The 15,446-nt window shown below is 67.6% G+C and carries 12 protein-coding genes; 7 read left to right on the forward strand and 5 right to left on the reverse strand.

What is annotated here, in order from left to right:
* Window positions 1–5: 5 nt before the first annotated feature.
* The gene (locus tag ACHZD8_RS11995; protein WP_394770717.1) at window positions 6–1,298 is read left to right on the forward strand and encodes an MFS transporter; all 1,293 of its coding nucleotides are present in this window, start codon (window positions 6–8) and stop codon (window positions 1,296–1,298) included.
* On the opposite strand, the gene ACHZD8_RS12000 is transcribed toward ACHZD8_RS11995, so the two are convergent.
* The 5 genes from ACHZD8_RS12000 to ACHZD8_RS12020 form a co-directional block, all read right to left on the reverse strand.
* Complete coding sequence (locus tag ACHZD8_RS12000) at window positions 1,279–3,327, reverse strand: ATP-binding protein (RefSeq protein ID WP_394770658.1); 2,049 nt, start codon at window positions 3,325–3,327, stop codon at window positions 1,279–1,281. The two genes, ACHZD8_RS11995 and ACHZD8_RS12000, sit on opposite strands and share 20 nt — an antisense overlap.
* Before the next feature lie 90 nt (window positions 3,328–3,417).
* The gene (locus ACHZD8_RS12005; RefSeq protein ID WP_394770659.1) at window positions 3,418–4,266 is read right to left on the reverse strand and encodes a transglutaminase domain-containing protein; all 849 of its coding nucleotides are present in this window, start codon (window positions 4,264–4,266) and stop codon (window positions 3,418–3,420) included.
* Window positions 4,263–5,192 (reverse strand): alpha-E domain-containing protein, encoded by a 930-nt coding sequence (locus ACHZD8_RS12010; protein ID WP_394770660.1) that lies wholly within the window; start codon window positions 5,190–5,192, stop codon window positions 4,263–4,265. Before ACHZD8_RS12010 ends, ACHZD8_RS12005 begins: the two co-directional genes overlap by 4 nt.
* Window positions 5,186–6,847 carry a circularly permuted type 2 ATP-grasp protein gene (locus ACHZD8_RS12015; protein ID WP_394770661.1) on the reverse strand — a complete coding sequence of 554 codons (1,662 nt, stop codon included), beginning with the start codon at window positions 6,845–6,847 and terminating at the stop codon, window positions 5,186–5,188. The genes ACHZD8_RS12010 and ACHZD8_RS12015 overlap by 7 nt, the downstream gene beginning before the upstream one ends.
* Before the next feature lie 93 nt (window positions 6,848–6,940).
* On the reverse strand, window positions 6,941–7,978 hold the full coding sequence (locus ACHZD8_RS12020) for a LacI family DNA-binding transcriptional regulator (RefSeq protein WP_394770662.1): 1,038 nt from the start codon (window positions 7,976–7,978) through the stop codon (window positions 6,941–6,943).
* A gap of 333 nt (window positions 7,979–8,311) precedes the next feature.
* Between ACHZD8_RS12020 and ACHZD8_RS12025 the strand changes: the two genes are divergently transcribed.
* The 6 genes from ACHZD8_RS12025 (at window position 8,312) to ACHZD8_RS12050 (ending at window position 15,404) form a co-directional block, all read left to right on the forward strand.
* On the forward strand, window positions 8,312–9,619 hold the full coding sequence (locus ACHZD8_RS12025) for an ABC transporter substrate-binding protein (RefSeq protein WP_394770663.1): 1,308 nt from the start codon (window positions 8,312–8,314) through the stop codon (window positions 9,617–9,619).
* 114 nt (window positions 9,620–9,733) lie between these two features.
* On the forward strand, window positions 9,734–10,675 hold the full coding sequence (locus ACHZD8_RS12030) for a carbohydrate ABC transporter permease (RefSeq protein ID WP_394770664.1): 942 nt from the start codon (window positions 9,734–9,736) through the stop codon (window positions 10,673–10,675).
* Window positions 10,672–11,505, forward strand: a complete 834-nt coding sequence (locus ACHZD8_RS12035) for a carbohydrate ABC transporter permease (protein ID WP_394770665.1) — start codon at window positions 10,672–10,674, stop codon at window positions 11,503–11,505. The genes ACHZD8_RS12030 and ACHZD8_RS12035 overlap by 4 nt, the downstream gene beginning before the upstream one ends.
* Window positions 11,506–11,587: 82 nt before the next feature.
* Window positions 11,588–13,858, forward strand: coding sequence for a family 78 glycoside hydrolase catalytic domain (locus ACHZD8_RS12040; RefSeq protein WP_394770666.1), 2,271 nt, complete (start codon window positions 11,588–11,590; stop codon window positions 13,856–13,858).
* Between the two features lie 38 nt (window positions 13,859–13,896).
* Complete coding sequence (gene rhaI / locus ACHZD8_RS12045; protein ID WP_394770667.1) at window positions 13,897–15,063, forward strand: L-rhamnose isomerase; 1,167 nt, start codon at window positions 13,897–13,899, stop codon at window positions 15,061–15,063.
* Window positions 15,063–15,404 carry an L-rhamnose mutarotase gene (locus ACHZD8_RS12050; RefSeq protein WP_394770668.1) on the forward strand — a complete coding sequence of 114 codons (342 nt, stop codon included), beginning with the start codon at window positions 15,063–15,065 and terminating at the stop codon, window positions 15,402–15,404. The genes rhaI and ACHZD8_RS12050 overlap by 1 nt, the downstream gene beginning before the upstream one ends.
* Window positions 15,405–15,446 lie beyond the last annotated feature (42 nt).

Here is a 15,446-nt window from a genome sequence, read left to right on the forward strand (position 1 = left end):
GTGCCATGTTCCGATCGCTGAGCGGCTTCAACTACCGCGTGTGGGCCGCCGGCGCACTGGTCTCCAACGTGGGGACGTGGATGCAGCGCACCGCCCAGGACTGGATCGTGCTCACCCAGCTGACCCACCATGACGCGGCGGCGGTGGGATTCGTCATGGCGCTCCAGTTCGGCCCGCAGCTCCTCCTCCTGCCGCTCAGCGGACTCGTCGCCGACCGCTTTGACCAGCGAAAAGTGCTCATGACCACGCAGGCGACCATGGGCGTGCTTGGCCTGGTGCTCGGCATCCTCACCGTCACCGGAGTCGTGCAGCTCTGGCATGTCTACGTCTTCGCGCTCCTGCTGGGCTGCGCCGCCGCCTTCGACGCACCGGCTCGTCAAACCTTCGTCTCGCAGCTCGTGGGCCGGCAGAACCTCTCCAACGCCGTCGCCCTCAACTCGGCATCCTTCAGCGCGGCCCGCATGATCGGACCGGCCCTCGCCGGGGTGCTCACCGCCCTCGTCGGCGCCGGTCCGGTGTTCCTGATCAATGCCGCCTCCTTCGGCGCGGTTCTCGTCTCCCTCAAGTTCCTCCGGGTGAGCGAGCTGCAACGGATGCCGCGGGCGCCGCACCGACGCGGCGCACTCGCCGAGGGCTTCCGCTACGTGCTCACCCGGCCCGACATCTGCGTGATCCTCGTCATGGTGTTCCTGATCGGCACGTTCGGTCTCAACTTCCCCATCTTCATCTCCACCATGACCACCTCCGTCTTCCACAAGGGGGCCGCCGAATTCGGCCTGCTCTCGTCGGTGATGGCCATCGGTTCGGTGGTGGGCGCGCTGCTCTCGGCGCGGCGCGAGAAGCCTCGCTTGCGCTTTCTCTTCGTGTCGACGGCGATCTTCGGGGTGGCCTGCATCGTCGCCGCCGTGATGCCGAGCTTCTGGGGTTTCGCCGTCGCCCTCACCGTGGTGGGACTCGCCTCACAGACCCTGATGACCACCGCGAACGGGGCGGTGCAGCTGTCGACGCCGGCCCCGGTGCGCGGCCGGGTGATGGCCATCTACATGGCGATCTTCATGGGCGGCACCCCGATCGGCGCCCCGGTCGTCGGCTGGGTCGCCAACGAGTTCGGGCCGCGCTGGGCACTCGGCGTGGGGGCAGCATCCGGCATTCTGGCCGCGGCGGTCGCGCTGTTCTGGCTGGTTCGGTACCGGCACCTCCGGCTGCACTATGCCGATCGCCGGCTGAGCCTGAGCCACGACGGCCAGCAGCGGCTGCAGGCCGTGCTCGCGGACGAGGTCACCGCGCAGAAGGGCTGACCGCTGGCGTCGGCTCGGTGGGGAAGATCACGCACACCGTGGTGCCGCCTCGCGCGTGATCGCTCTCGAGCGTGAGGCGTCCGCCGTGGCGCTCCACGAGCGACTTGACGATCGGGAGGCCGAGCCCCGTGCCGGGGATCACCCGCAGCGCCTCCGCCGGCGAGCGATAGAACCGCTCGAACACCCGCTCGAGGTCGTCGGGCGGAATGCCCGGCCCCCTGTCCGTGATCGTGATGCGCACCTCGTGCGCCTCGCAGGCCGTGCTCACGCTCACCGACCCCTGGGCGAGCGAGAACTTGATGGCGTTGGAGAGGATGTTCGAGACGATCCTCGCCAGGTCGTGGGAGGCGGATCTGACCCACGGCGACTCGGTGGAGAGCGACGTCGAGACCTCGATGCCGCGATCTCTCGCGGTGGTGGACTGCTCGACTACGCATTCCAGGATCACCGCATTGGCGTCGACGAGCACGGCATCCCGCACCGGCATCCTCGAGGTCATGCTCCCGAGTTCGAGAAGGTCTTCCACCAGGTCGGCCAGCCGCCGGGCATTGCGAAGGATCACCTGAACGTATCCAAGCTGAGTCGGATCCACGACGGAGTCCTCGAGCTCCTCGGCGAATCCGAGCATGCTCGTGATCGGGGTGCGCAGCTCGTGGCTCACCGACGAGACGAAGTCGTCCTTCTGCCGGTTGAGATCGCGAAGTTGGTCCACGAGCTGCTGCTCGCGCAGGAGGGCCTTCTCGTTGGCGACCTCCAGGGCGTGACGCTCCGTGATGTCGACGAATTGCGCGGTGAGAATCGCGCCGTCGGAGTCGGGGCCGAGGGTACCGAGAAAGAACTGCACCCGCCGCCCGGTCGGTGTGGTCACCTCGCCCGTCTCGGCCGAGCCGTCGCCCGCGAAGTGTTTGGCGAGGATGCGGATCACCGGGTCGGGCCGGGTGAGATCCAGAATCTTCGTGGCCACACCGGCCTCCCCGATGCCCTCCAGCTCCGGCCAGCCCAACAACTCCGCCGCTGCGAGATTGCCGAGCACGATCCGCGCCTCGGGAAATACCCGAGGCTCGAGGATGAGCAGCCCGACCTGCGCACCGACGAGTCCGCCGCGCAGGAGCTGTTCCCGGGCGACCACCTGCCTGGCGAGTCGTTCGCGCTCGAGCCGCCCGGCGCCGTAGAAGAGCACCGACCCGGCCTGCGCCACGATGAAGATCTGCAGCATTTCGTTGGTCACGCTCGCACCGAAGAATTCGGCGCCGACGAAGGGCCCGCCACCCAGAGAGGTGAGCACTGAAGCGATGAGGGCGGTGAAGAACAGCTCGGCGACCACGAATCCGTAGCTGAAGCGGAAGGCCGCCCAGGACAGCACCGGCAGGGTGAGAAACGCGAGCGGAAGCGAATTGGAGAGGGAGAACACGAAGCCGACCACCGCGGCGGCGATCAGAATCTGGGCCGCCTGCTCGATCCGGCGCCCCGAGCGGGGACCCCCGAATGCCGCGAGGGCCGTGGGCACTATGACGATGACCGCCGAGGCGTGGGACGCGGTGACGGCCGCCATCGTCGAGACGAAGTCTCCCCCGTCCGCGACCAGCACGACGAGGGCGGCGAGGGCGCCGATCGCGAGGGCGCCCAGGGTCGCAGCGATGAGCAGCCTGCCCACGTCCTTCATGGTGCGCAGTCCCGGATCGGGGCGGCCGCCGGAGAGTAGCGCGCCGACGATCCAGGCCTCGCCCGCGTTCGCGACGCCGAATCCCACGGAGACGAGGATCGGCCGGCCGGCCGAGAAGTTGGAGGCGACACCGATGAGGAAGATCAGGACGGCAACGGCCCACCGCGCCCGGCGCGCGAAGAGCACGGCCAGCACCGCGGCACCCGCGGCGGGCCACCACGCTGCCGTCGTGGATCCGGCGGGGGTGAGGAACACCGCCGAGACCCCGAGAAGGTACGTGGCGATGAGGGCGGCGCCGATGATTCCGAGACGCGCGGGCGAGGGCAGGGCTCGCACGATTGCCACCGCGTTGCTGTGTTGTCGCACGGTTCTCCCCCTCGAACTGGCCCCATTGTGTCAGACCGGCGTTCCCCCGCCTCGGTGGTTCACCCCGCCTGTCGTGACTCGACAGAGCCCTCAGCTCTCGCGGGTGATCTCCACCTTGACGAACAGTTGCGACTTGAACGGACCCGCGTAGACGCCGCGCAACGGCGGCACGTCGTTGTAGTCGCGGCCGTGGCCGATCGTCACGTGCCGGTCGCCGATGTCGATCTGGTTCGTCGGGTCGAAGCCGCGCCAGCCGTCACCGCAGAACCACTCCACCCAAGCGTGCGATTCGCCGGCCACGGTATCGCCGATCGCGGCCTGGGGCTTCGGATGCAGGTAGCCGGAGACGTAGCGCGCGGGAATGCCCACCGACCGAAGGGCACCGAGCGCGAGATGCGCGATGTCCTGGCAGACGCCCTTGCGGTGCGCCCAGGCCTCGGCGGCGGTCGTGTGCACTCCGGTCACGCCCTGCATGTACTCCACGCTCTCGCCGATGCGCACGCAGATGGCGAGGGCGGCGTCGCACGGATTTTCGGTGTCGCCGACGATCGTCCGTGCCAGCTCGACGACATCGGCAGGAGGCTCGGTGCGCTTCGTCTGCTTGCGCTGTTCCACGTACTCCGTCGCCCGCTCCGCCTCGGTGGCGAGCTGCTCCCAGGTGACCACGTGCTGCGGATGATCGCGGGGGCGCACCTCCACGAGGCTCGTGGCGGTGAGCGCGAGTTCCTGGTGCGGGGTGAGGATCTCGAACGACGACACCCGGCTTCCCCAGTAGTCGACGTAGGTGTGGTGGGAGGAGATCGGCAGGATCTCGAGGTTGGAGTAGAGCACGAACTGTCCGTCGCTGCTCGTCGGCAGCATCCGCGCCTCGTTGTAGCTCGCGGTGACCTCCCCGCCGTAGCGGAAGCCGGTCATGTGCTTGATGCGGAGGCGATTCACGTGACCTCACCGACCCAGCTGGGCGCGGCATTGGTCGGGAAGTACCGCTGGCGAATCGCCTCGGACGCGGCGCTCGTGGCGGCCTGCACGTTGTCCATGTGCAGGGTCAGGTCGTCGAGGATCTCGGCGATCGGCCGGTACTCGAGCTCGCTGCGGATCTGGCCGAGCAGCCGCTGCGCCTGGTCGGACACCCCCACCCGGTCGGTGCGCGGTTCGATGTCGCGCATGCACATCTCCGCGCGGCGCACGGAGAAGAGGATGCTGCGGGGGAAGAGCCGGTCGAGCAGCAGGAACTCGGCGGCGTTGCGAGCGCTCGGCACGCCGCGGTAGGTGCGGAGGTAGGCCTCGTACGCGCCGCACGAGCGCAGGATAGTGGTCCAGGAGGGCCCACTCGCCTCGGTGAGCGACCGGGTGGAGAGCAGCCGGGCGGTCATGTCCGCACGTTCGATCGAGCGGCCGAGGGTGAAGAACTGCCACGCCTCGTCCCGGCTCGTCGCCGACTCGATGATGCCGACGGCGAGGGCGCTGCGCTCGCGGACCCAGCCGAAGAATTCGTGAACCTTGTCGCTCGAGACCTTGCGCGGCATCCGCGCCCTGGTCGTGTTGAGGCACTCCCAGAGCTCGCTCGACACGATTTCGCGGGCCCGGCGCGCGTTCTCCCTCGCGGCGCCGAGCGAGTACGCGATCGACGCGGGCTCTGAGCGGTCGACGGCGAGGAGTTCGAGAACGTGCTGGCGGGTGAGCACCGTGCCCTCGGGCACGTCGGTTCCCATGACGCTCAGCAGGGAGCGGCAGGCGAGGTTCTCCTCGATCCACGGGTCCTCGAGCAGCAGCTGCAGGTGCACGTCGAGGATGCGCGCGGTTCCGTCGGACCGCTCGATGTAGCGGCCGATCCAGAACAGGCTCTCGGCGATGCGGCTCAGCATTGCGGCTCCTCGGCGACGGTCGCGGGCTCCGCCGACCGGCCCTGCTGCTGCTGTTCCTGCTGGCCCTGGCCGAGCGCACGGTCCCTGGGCGCCTGGTCGATGTGGTGCACCTCGTTGTAGACGATCGGAATCGCCTCGGTGGAGGTCGCCTGGTCGGCGACGAGGCCCTGGATCGAGTGCCGGGAAACCTGCAGCGGGTCGTGCCCGACCACCCAGGTGTCCTTCGATCCGCCGCCCTGGCTGCTGTTGACGACGAGCTCGCCCTCGGGCAGCGCCACGCGGGTGAGACCGCCCGGCAGTACCCAGACGTCCTTGCCGTCGTTGACGGCGAACGGGCGAAGGTCGGCGTGCCTCGGCCGCATGCCGTCCTCGACGAGGGTGGGGATCGTCGACAGCTGCACCACCGGCTGCGCGATCCAGCCGCGCGGGTCGGCCAGCAGCCGCGTGCGCAATTGGTCGAGCTCCTCACGGCTCGCCGCCGGGCCCACGACGAGGCCCTTGCCCCCCGAGCCGTCGACGGGCTTCACGACCAGTTCGTCCAGCCGGTCGAGCACCTCCTCGAGCGATTCGGGGTCTTCCAGCCGCCACGTGTCGACGTTGGGGATGATCGCCTCCTCGCCCAGGTAGTAGCGGATGAGGTCGGGCAGGTAGGTGTAGACGAGCTTGTCGTCCGCCACCCCGTTTCCGATCGCGTTGGCGATCGTGACGTTGCCGAGCCGGGCGGCGAGCAGGAGGCCGGGAGAGCCGAGCATCGAGTCCGCGCGGAACTGCAGCGGGTCGAGGAACTCGTCATCGACCCGGCGGTAGATCACGTCCACCCGGGTGGGGCCTGCCGTGGTGCGCATCCACACGCGTCCGCCGGAGCAGAAGAGGTCGCGGCCCTCGACGAGTTCCACTCCCATCAGCCGCGCGAGCAGGGTGTGCTCGAAGTAGGCGGAGTTGTACACGCCGGGGGTGAGCACGACGATCGTCGGGTCATCCACCCCCTCCGGCGCGCTCGCCCGCAACGCCTGCAGGAGCTTGTGCGGGTAGTCGCCGACCGGCCGCACCCGCATGCTCACGAACAGTTCGGGCAGCGTCTGGGCCATGACCCGCCGGTTGGAGATGACGTAGCTCACGCCGCTGGGCACGCGGACGTTGTCCTCGAGCACCCGCCACGCACCGTTCTCGTCGCGGATGAGGTCGATGCCGGAGACCTGGATGCGCACGCCGTTCGCCGGAATGATGCCGGCGGCCTCGCGATGGAAGTGACTCGACGAGCTGATCAGGGCCGCCGGGATCACGCCATCCCTGACCGCGTTCTGCTTGCCGTAGATGTCGGCGAGAAAGGCCTCGAGGGCGAGAACGCGCTGCTTGATTCCGGCCTCGACGTTCACCCACTCGGCGAGCTCGATAACCCGGGGCACCGCGTCGAGCGGGAACGGTCGTTCCTCGCCGGCGAAGTCGAATGTGACGCCCTGAGCGAGATACGAGCTGGCGAGGGCGTCTGTGCGCCCGCGCAGCTCCTCCTGGGTCATCTGGGCGAGCGCGGAATGGATCTCCCGGTACGCCGTGCGCACCGAAGCCGGCGCGGCAAACATCTCATCCCAAGGCTTCGCACCGGTCTTTCGACCCTTGGTGGCCTGGGTGCCGTATCCGTCGAACAGGCCATCCATGGTGTGAGCCTAGACGGAAGATGTTGCGGCGTTGTTTCGCCGCGGCGTACCCGGTGTTTCGCAGCCGAGGCGGCACGACCCGACTCGCGACTGTCAGTTCGTTGACGCCGCCGGCACCGTCGCCCGGGCCCCGGTGCTCTCGCGCACCACGAGCTCGGGCTGAAACACGATCTGCCGTTTCTCCAGCTTCGCGTGCTGCGCCTCCTCGAGCAGGATCTCCATCGCCGTGCTTCCGATCAACCCGCTGGGACGCTTGATCGAGGTGAGCGGCACGACGGCGGCGGACGCGAAGTCGATGTCGTCGTAGCCGACAAGCGCGATGTCCTCCGGCACACGCACCTCTCCGCGCATCACCAGCGCCTGCAGCACGCCCATCGCGATCAGGTCGTTGACCGCGAAGATGCCGTCCGGCCGGTCGTCCACTGCCCTCTCCACCAACTGCTGGCCGGCGACCCGACCCGCGATCACGGTGAGGCTCTCGACCTCGATAACCTCGAGCGTGACTCCGGGGTGAGCGGCAACGGCGGCACGCGCGCCGGCGAAGCGATCGGCGACCTGGCGCATGTCGAACCGGCAGGCGAGAAAGGCGATTCGCTTCCGGCCGGCCGAGATCAGGTGCTCGACCGCCATCTGACCGCCGGCGAAGTCGTCCACGGACACCGAGCTGAAGGTTCCCTCGGCGGAACTTCGGTCGACGAGCACGGCGGGGATGCCCCGGTCACGGAGTCTCTCCAGGCGCGGGGTGATGTCGCCAACCGGGCTGACCAGCACACCATGCACCCGCTGCTCCTCGAACAGGTCGAGGTAGGCGCCCTCGCGGGTGGAACTCTGGTCGCTGTCGCCGAGGAGGATGGACAGTCCGGCATCTGCGGCCCGATTCTCCGCACCGCGCGCGACGTCGGTGAAGAACGGGTTGCGAACGTCCATCACCACCAGGCCGATGGTCTTGCTTCGCCCGGCCCGCAGCTGGCGTGCAGCATCGTTTCGGATGAATCCCAGGGCGCGGATCGAGCCGCGCACCTTGGTGACGGTCTCCGGAAGCACCTTCTCGGGGTGATTGAGAACGTTCGAAACGGTGCCGACCGACACCCCGGCATGCGCCGCGACGTCACGCACACTCGCTGCCACCATCGGGATTCCCCCTCTTCCGACACTCGGTGCGGCATCTGCCGCTATTGAATCGTTCAATCATGGCACGTCACCCCGTCGAACGCGGAACCGACCGGTGCGGGTCTCCACCGACTCGGACTAGCGGATGCTGCGCGCCCCTCATGGGATCTCCGTTCGACAGCCGGACCCGGGGATTCCGGGCCGCGGCGGCGGTCGGCCCAGCGCGACAAGAACACGATTATGAATCGTTTCAAGAAATCTCTTGACGACGGTCCAGATTCGCCCTATCTTCAGATGAAACGCTTCAAGGCACCCTTTTCTGCGGAGCGCCACAGCAAATACAAGGAGGTATTTATGTTCACTAGAACGACGGCAACTCGCGTCACGGCCGCCCTCAGCGGCCTGGCCCTTTTGAGCCTCGCGCTCGTCGGCTGCAGCACCGGTGGCAGCACGGGCAAGACCAGCATCACTCTCATGGCCGGCGGCAACGACCCGGTCGCCACGAAGTTCGCGAACACCCTGGCCACGGCGTTCCACAAGGCGAACCCGACCATCACGGTCAAGGTCAACACCCGGCCGGGCGGCACCGACGGCGACAACCTGATCAAGACCAAGCTGTCGACTGGAACCATGGACAACGTCTTCCTCTACAACTCGGGGTCGCTCCTCCAGGCGCTTCACCCGGACAGCCAGCTCCAGCCCCTCACCGACGAGGCGTGGGTCAAGGACATCACCCCCGACTTCAAGGCGTCGGCCAGCACGGACAAGGGCACCTACGGCGCTCCGAACGGCACGACCTTCGACGGCGGCATCATGTACAACAAGAAGGTCTACGAGAAGCTCGGGCTGACCATCCCCAAGACCTGGGCCGACTTCATCAGCAACAGCGAGAAGATCAAGGCCGCGGGCATCACCCCGGTTCTCGTCTCCTACGGTGACACCTGGACCAGCCAGCTGTTCGTGCTCGCCGACTTCGCCAACGTGTCGGCGAAGGATGCGAAGTGGGCAACCAACTACACGAACAACAAGGCGAAGTACGTGAACCCGCCGGCGCTCGCCGGCTTCACGCACACCCAGGAGGTGTTCGACAAGGGCCTGATGAACAAGGACTTCGCGTCGATGACCAACGTCGCCGCCCTGAAGGAGCTTGCCACCGGCACCGCCGCCCAGTACCCGATGATCACGGCCGTGATCGGCAACGTCGTGCAGTCCAACCCCGACCAGGTCAACGACATCGGCTACTTCGCGATGCCGACCGACAGCGGCGAACCGCACGCGACCGTCTGGGAGGCAAACGGGGCCTACATCCCCAAGTCGACCACCGGCGACAAGCTCGTCGCGGCCAAGAAGCTCATCGCCTTCTTGAACTCTCCCGCCGGGTGCGACGCGCAGAACGCGACAGGCGTACCCGCCGGCCCGTTCGCGATCAGCACCTGCAAGGTTCCGAGTGACGCACCCGCCCTCGTCGCCGACGAGCTGAAGTACCAGAACGACAAGAAGACCGGACTGGCTCTGGAGTTCCTGTCCCCCATCAAGGGACCGAACCTCGAGAAGATCCTCGTTCAGGTCGGCTCCGGCATCTCGAGTGACAAGGTGGGCGCCGCCCTCTACGACAACGACGTGAAGGCGCAGGCGCAGCAGCTCGGGCTCAAGGGCTGGTAGCTCACATCCAGACGAGCCGCCCTCGGGCGTAGCGTCTCACTGCGGGGCCGACGGCCACGGGTCGCCGGCCCCGCATTTCTTCACCCAGCATCGAACTCGACGAGGAGTAAACCAATGTCGACTGCCACCCCCGCGACAGCGATCCACACGGGCGACATCAGTGCCAGCGCCCGTGTGCCCAAGAAGAGCCTGCGCCGCACGATCAAGTCGTTCTACCCCACCTGGTTCTTCATCCCGGCGCTCGCGCTCTACGTGATCTTCTTCGCCCTTCCGACGTTCTCGTCGTTCTACTTCTCGCTCACCCGCTGGTCCCTGTTCGATTCGACGTTCATCGGATTCGACAACTTCGTGCGGTTCTTCGAGGATCCGCAGCTCTACACGAGCTTCTTCCACACCCTCATATACGCCGTCATCACGTCGGGATCAAAGGTTCTCCTCGGGTTCCTGCTGGCGCTGCTTCTCACCTCGCCGATCATCGGCCGCGGCTACCTCCGGGCCGTCGTCTTCTTCCCCGTGCTGATCTCGACGATCGGCGTCGGGATCATGTTCAAGTCGCTCCTCGACCCGTTCCACGGAATGGTGAACGCGGTGCTCGGCTTCTTCGGATTGCCGCAGCCCGGCTGGCTGACGGATCCGAACCTGGCGCTCTACAGCATCGCCGCCATCGACGTCTGGAAGGGCGTCGGCATCGCCACCCTGATCTTCATGGCCGGCATCGTGGCCATTCCGACCGAATACTTCGAGGCCGCCAAGATCGACGGCGCCGGCTCCCTCAAGATGCTGCGCGAGATCACCATCCCGCTCACCCGCGGCGCGACGGCGACGGTCATCATCCTCTCCCTCATCGGCGGTCTGCGATCGTTCGACATCATCTGGGTGACGACCGGGGGCGGTCCCGGATTCACCAGCGACGTTCTCGCCTCGGTGATCTACAAGCAGTACCAGGCCGGTTTCTTCGGCCTCTCCACGGCGGGCAACGTCGTGCTCTTCCTTCTGGTCGCGGTGATCATGGTGCCGCTCTCCTACTTCCTCAACAGAAAGCAGGTGGAACTGTGATCCGCGAACGCCGCCGTGCCTGGATCGTCGGCACAATCGCGATCATCGTCTCCGCGGTGGTCTTCCTGGTCCCCTTCGCCTTCGTGCTGCTGCAGGCGTCGAAGTCGCCGGCCGAGGCGTCGACCTTCGCGTTCTCCTGGCCGACGCAGTGGCAGTTCTTCCAGAACTTCTTCGACACCCTCGCCTCCAACGACGGCGTGATCGGTCGCGCGATCCTCAACAGCGCTGGCCTGACGATCGGCTCGGTCACCCTCATGGTGGTCATCGGCGCGATGTCCGGCTATGTGCTCGCCCGCAAGAAGAGCAAGTGGGGGCCGGTCGTCAACTTCTTCGTGCTCGCCGGCCTGATCGTGCCGCCGGCGGTCGTGCCGACCATCTGGGTGCTCCAGGGCCTCAAGCTGTTCGGGACGATTCCCGGGATGATCCTCATCGAGGCCACCTTCGGATTGTCGTTCTGCATCCTGCTGTTCCGCGCGTTCGTGGGAAACATCCCGCGCGAACTCGACGAGGCGGCGGTTCTCGACGGCGCGGGCCCGATCAGGCTCTTCTTCCGAGTCGTGCTCCCCCTGCTGCGTCCCGTGATCGTGACCGTGATCGTCGTGCAGTCCGTCTTCGTCTTCAACGACTTCGCCGGTCCGCTCTACTTCCTGCCGGGCGATGAAAACGTGACGGTGCAACTCGCGCTCTTCACCTTCTCGGGCCAGAACCTGAGCTTCTACAACCTGCTCTTCATGGCCATCCTGCTCATCACCATCCCGCCGCTGATCGCCTACATCTTCTTCAACCGGCAGATCGTGAGCGGCATCACGAGCGGCGCCGTCAAGGGCTGAGCGGCAGCACTATCTCTCTTCAGGCCGGGGCGCGAATGCCCCTGCCGACCCCGGAACTACCGACACACACTGGAGACACCACGTGAACTGGCAAGCACAACTGATCGCCGCCGACGAGGACTTCGCCGGAGCGCCGCTGCTGCGGCAGCAATTCCGGCTCGAGGAGGGCCACGGCGCGGTGACCAGCGCGACCCTGAGCCTCACTGCCCACGGCATCGTCGAGGCCTGGCTGAACGGACGGCTCGTCTCGGATGACCTGCTCACCCCTGGCTGGAGCAGCTACGAGTGGCGGCTCCGCTACGCCACCTACGATGTCACCGAGCAGCTCGCCACCACGAGCGTCCTCGGTCTCGCGCTCGGCAACGGCTGGTTCCGCGGACGCCTCGGCTGGAGCGGCCGTGGCGCGTTCTACGGCGACGAACTCGGAGCCTTCGCGCAGCTCGATATCACCTTCGAAGACGGCAGCACGCAGACAGTGGCGACCGACGAGGGCTGGACGGCCGGCCCGAGCGAGGTGCTCGCGAACGACCTGTACGACGGCGAGACCATCGACGCCCGCCTGCGCGACGACGCGTGGCTGAAGCCGGGGTTCGGTGCGGACGGCTGGGTGGGCGTGCACGCGCTCGACCTCGACACGGCCGCCCTCGAGCCATACATCGGTCCGCGGGTCTCCGCCTGGAACGAGCTGCCCGTCCAGAAGATCTGGACTTCGGAGTCCGGCAAGACCCTCGTCGACTTCGGCCAGAACCTGGTGGGCTGGGTGCGCGTGCGTGTGCAGGGCCCGGCCGGCAGCGAGGTCACCCTGAGGCACGCTGAGGTGCTCGAGGACGGCGAGCTAGGCACCCGGCCGCTGCGGTCGGCGCTCGCGACCGACCGCTTCATCCTGAGCGGTGACGAGGACACCTTCGAGCCCACCTTCACCTTCCACGGCTTTCGCTACGCCGAAGTGTCCGGCTGGCCCGGTGAACTGCGGCCGGAGCACCTCACGGCCGTCGCCATCGGATCCGAGCTCGAACGCACCGGCACCTTCCGCACGTCGGACCCGATGCTGAACCAGTTTCACGAGAACGTGGTCTGGGGCATGCGTGGCAACTTCGTCGACGTGCCGACCGACTGCCCGCAGCGGGACGAGCGACTGGGCTGGACGGGCGACATCGCGGCCTTCGCGCCGACCGCCGCGTTCCTCTTCAATGTCGACTCCTTCCTCAGCGACTGGCTCCGCAACGTCGCGCTCGAACAGGCCCACAACGACGGGATCATCGCCTACGTCGTGCCGGACGTGCTGAAGTACCTCGACCGCCCGGGCAGCTTCCCGGAGACGGAGTCGACGGCGATCTGGAGCGATGCGGGCGTCTGGGTGCCCTGGGCCCTCTACCAGGCCTACGGTGACGAGAAGATCCTGGAGAACCAGTTCGAGTCCATGGTCTCCCACGTGCGTCGCGTGCGCTCGCTGTTGTCGCCGAACGGCTTGTGGGACACGGGATTCCAGTTCGGCGACTGGCTCGACCCTGACGCACCTCCGGAGGACCCGATCAAGGCCAAGGCCGACTTCGGCGTCGTGGCCACGGCCTGTGCGTACCGGTCGGCGGCGATCCTCGCCGAGACGGCCCAGCTGCTCGGGCACGAGGCGGAGCACGCCGAGTTCGCCGAGCTGGCCGCCGACCTGCGTTCCGCGTTCAACAAGCACTACGTCGACGGCGGTCGCGTGTTCAGCGACTGCACCACCGTCTATGCGTTGGCGATCGTCTTCGGCCTGCTCGACGCCGCGGATGAGGAAGCAGCCGGCACTCGGCTGGCCGAACTCGTGGCGGAGAGCGGCCACCGCATCTCGAGCGGATTCGCCGGCACGCCGTTCATCACCGACGCCCTCACCCAGACCGGCCACCTCGACGACGCGTACAAGCTCCTGCTTCAGCGTGAGTGTCCGTCGTGGCTCTACCCGGTGACCATGGGCGCGACCACCGTCTGGGAGCGCTGGGACTCCATGCTGCCGGACGGCAGCATCAACCCGGGGGAGATGACGTCGTTCAATCACTACGCCCTCGGCGCCGTGGCGGACTGGATGCACCGGGTCGTCGGCGGCATCTCCCCGCTCGCCCCCGGCTATGCGAGGGTGCTCATCGCTCCCCAGCCGGGAGGCGGCCTGACGGAGGCCGAGACGGCGCTCGAGACGCCTCACGGCCGCGTTGCCGTGCGCTGGATCGTGGCGGGCGACGAACTCACCGTGGACGCCGACGTGCCAGCCGGCGTGGAGGGCGTGCTGCGCCTTCCCGGCCAGGACGACCGCGCCCTCACCCCCGGCCACGTGTCTATCACGGTGCCCATCCACCCCCTTGTCGGCGTGAGCCGCTAGGTATCGGAAACGCAACACAGAAACGAATGAGTACTGACATGACCGACTTCTCTGGAATCACCTCCGCTCTCGCCCAGCAGGCCATCGAGCTTCCCTCGTGGGCGTTCGGCAACTCGGGCACCCGCTTCAAGGTGTTCGGCACGCCGGGCACCCCGCGCACCCCGCAGGAGAAGATCGCGGATGCCGCGCAGGTGAACAAGTACACGGCCCTGTCTCCGACGGTGGCCCTGCACATCCCGTGGGACAAGGTCGACGACTACGCGGCCCTCGGCGCGTTCGCGGCCGACCACGGCGTGGCGCTCGGCACGATCAACAGCAACACGTTCCAGGACGACGACTACAAGTTCGGCAGCCTCACCCACGTCGACCCGGCCGTGCGCCAGAAGGCCATCGACCACCACTTCGAGTGCATCGACATCATGCACGCGACCGGCTCGCGGGACCTGAAGATCTGGCTCGCGGACGGCACGAACTACCCGGGGCAGGGCGACATCCGCGGGCGCCAGGACCGCCTCGCGGAGTCGCTCGCGACGATCTATGCGCGCATCGGCGAGAGCCAGCGGCTCGTGCTCGAGTACAAGTTCTTCGAGCCGGCGTTCTACCACACCGACGTTCCGGACTGGGGAACCTCCTACGCCCAGGTCTCGGCCCTCGGCGAGCGCGCCCTCGTCTGCCTCGACACCGGCCACCATGCGCCGGGCACCAACATCGAGTTCATCGTGGCCCAGCTGCTGCGTCTCGGCAAGCTCGGCTCGTTCGACTTCAACTCCCGCTTCTATGCCGACGACGACCTCATCGTCGGCGCCGCCGACCCGTTCCAACTGTTCCGCATCCTCTACGAGGTGATCCGCGGCGGCGGTTTCGGGCCTGACTCCGGCGTCGCGTTCATGCTCGACCAGTGCCACAACGTCGAAGACAAGATCCCCGGCCAGATCCGCTCCGTGCTCAACGTGCAGGAGATGACGGCCCGCGCACTCCTCGTCGACGGCGCCGCGCTGAAGGCGGCGCAGGATGCCGGGGACGTGCTCGGCGCCAACGGCATCCTCATGGACGCCTTCTACACCGACGTGCGCGGCGACCTCGCCGCCTGGCGCGAGTCCCGCGGCCTCGCCGGCGACCCGATGGCCGCCTACGCGGCATCCGGTTACCAGGCCACCATCGCCGCCGACCGGGTCGGCGGTGTGCAGGCCGGCTGGGGAGCCTGATGGAGCGCGTGTGCTTCACCCTCCAGGTTCGACAGGACCTCCTGGACGAGTACCGGCGGCGTCACGCCGAGGTCTGGCCGGAGATGCTGGAGGAGATCCGGCTCTCCGGGCGTCGCAACTACAGCCTCTTTCTCCGGCAGGACGGCCTCCTCGTGGGCTACTACGAGGCCGACTCGGACACGGCGTCCGCCGACCACCTCGCGAGTTCGGCGGTCGCGGCGCGCTGGGAGGCGGAGATGAAGCCGTTCTTCGTCTCGGTCGCCGAGCGCGCCGACCAGGACGCCCCACGGCTCGACGAGGTCTTTCACCTGGAGGCCGGAGCCCCCGCAGCGGTCACCTGACCGACACGCCCATCATCCGCACAACCGCTCCCTGAGGGGCGT

It is taken from the genome of Lacisediminihabitans sp. (assembly GCF_043726815.1).
Classification (GTDB): domain Bacteria; phylum Actinomycetota; class Actinomycetes; order Actinomycetales; family Microbacteriaceae; genus Lacisediminihabitans.

What these genes read in the sequence shown, in the direction of transcription:
- ACHZD8_RS12010 (WP_394770660.1), bottom strand. Translation starts at nt 5,192, where the DNA reads ATGCTGAGCCGCATCGCCGAGAGCCTGTTCTGGATCGGCCGCTACATC.
- ACHZD8_RS12020 (WP_394770662.1), bottom strand. Translation starts at nt 7,978, where the DNA reads ATGGTGGCAGCGAGTGTGCGTGACGTCGCGGCGCATGCCGGGGTGTCG.
- ACHZD8_RS11995 (WP_394770717.1), top strand. Translation starts at nt 6, where the DNA reads ATGTTCCGATCGCTGAGCGGCTTCAACTACCGCGTGTGGGCCGCCGGC.
- ACHZD8_RS12030 (WP_394770664.1), top strand. Translation starts at nt 9,734, where the DNA reads ATGTCGACTGCCACCCCCGCGACAGCGATCCACACGGGCGACATCAGT.
- ACHZD8_RS12025 (WP_394770663.1), top strand. Translation starts at nt 8,312, where the DNA reads ATGTTCACTAGAACGACGGCAACTCGCGTCACGGCCGCCCTCAGCGGC.
- ACHZD8_RS12015 (WP_394770661.1), bottom strand. Translation starts at nt 6,847, where the DNA reads ATGGATGGCCTGTTCGACGGATACGGCACCCAGGCCACCAAGGGTCGA.
- rhaI (WP_394770667.1), top strand. Translation starts at nt 13,897, where the DNA reads ATGACCGACTTCTCTGGAATCACCTCCGCTCTCGCCCAGCAGGCCATC.
- ACHZD8_RS12050 (WP_394770668.1), top strand. Translation starts at nt 15,063, where the DNA reads ATGGAGCGCGTGTGCTTCACCCTCCAGGTTCGACAGGACCTCCTGGAC.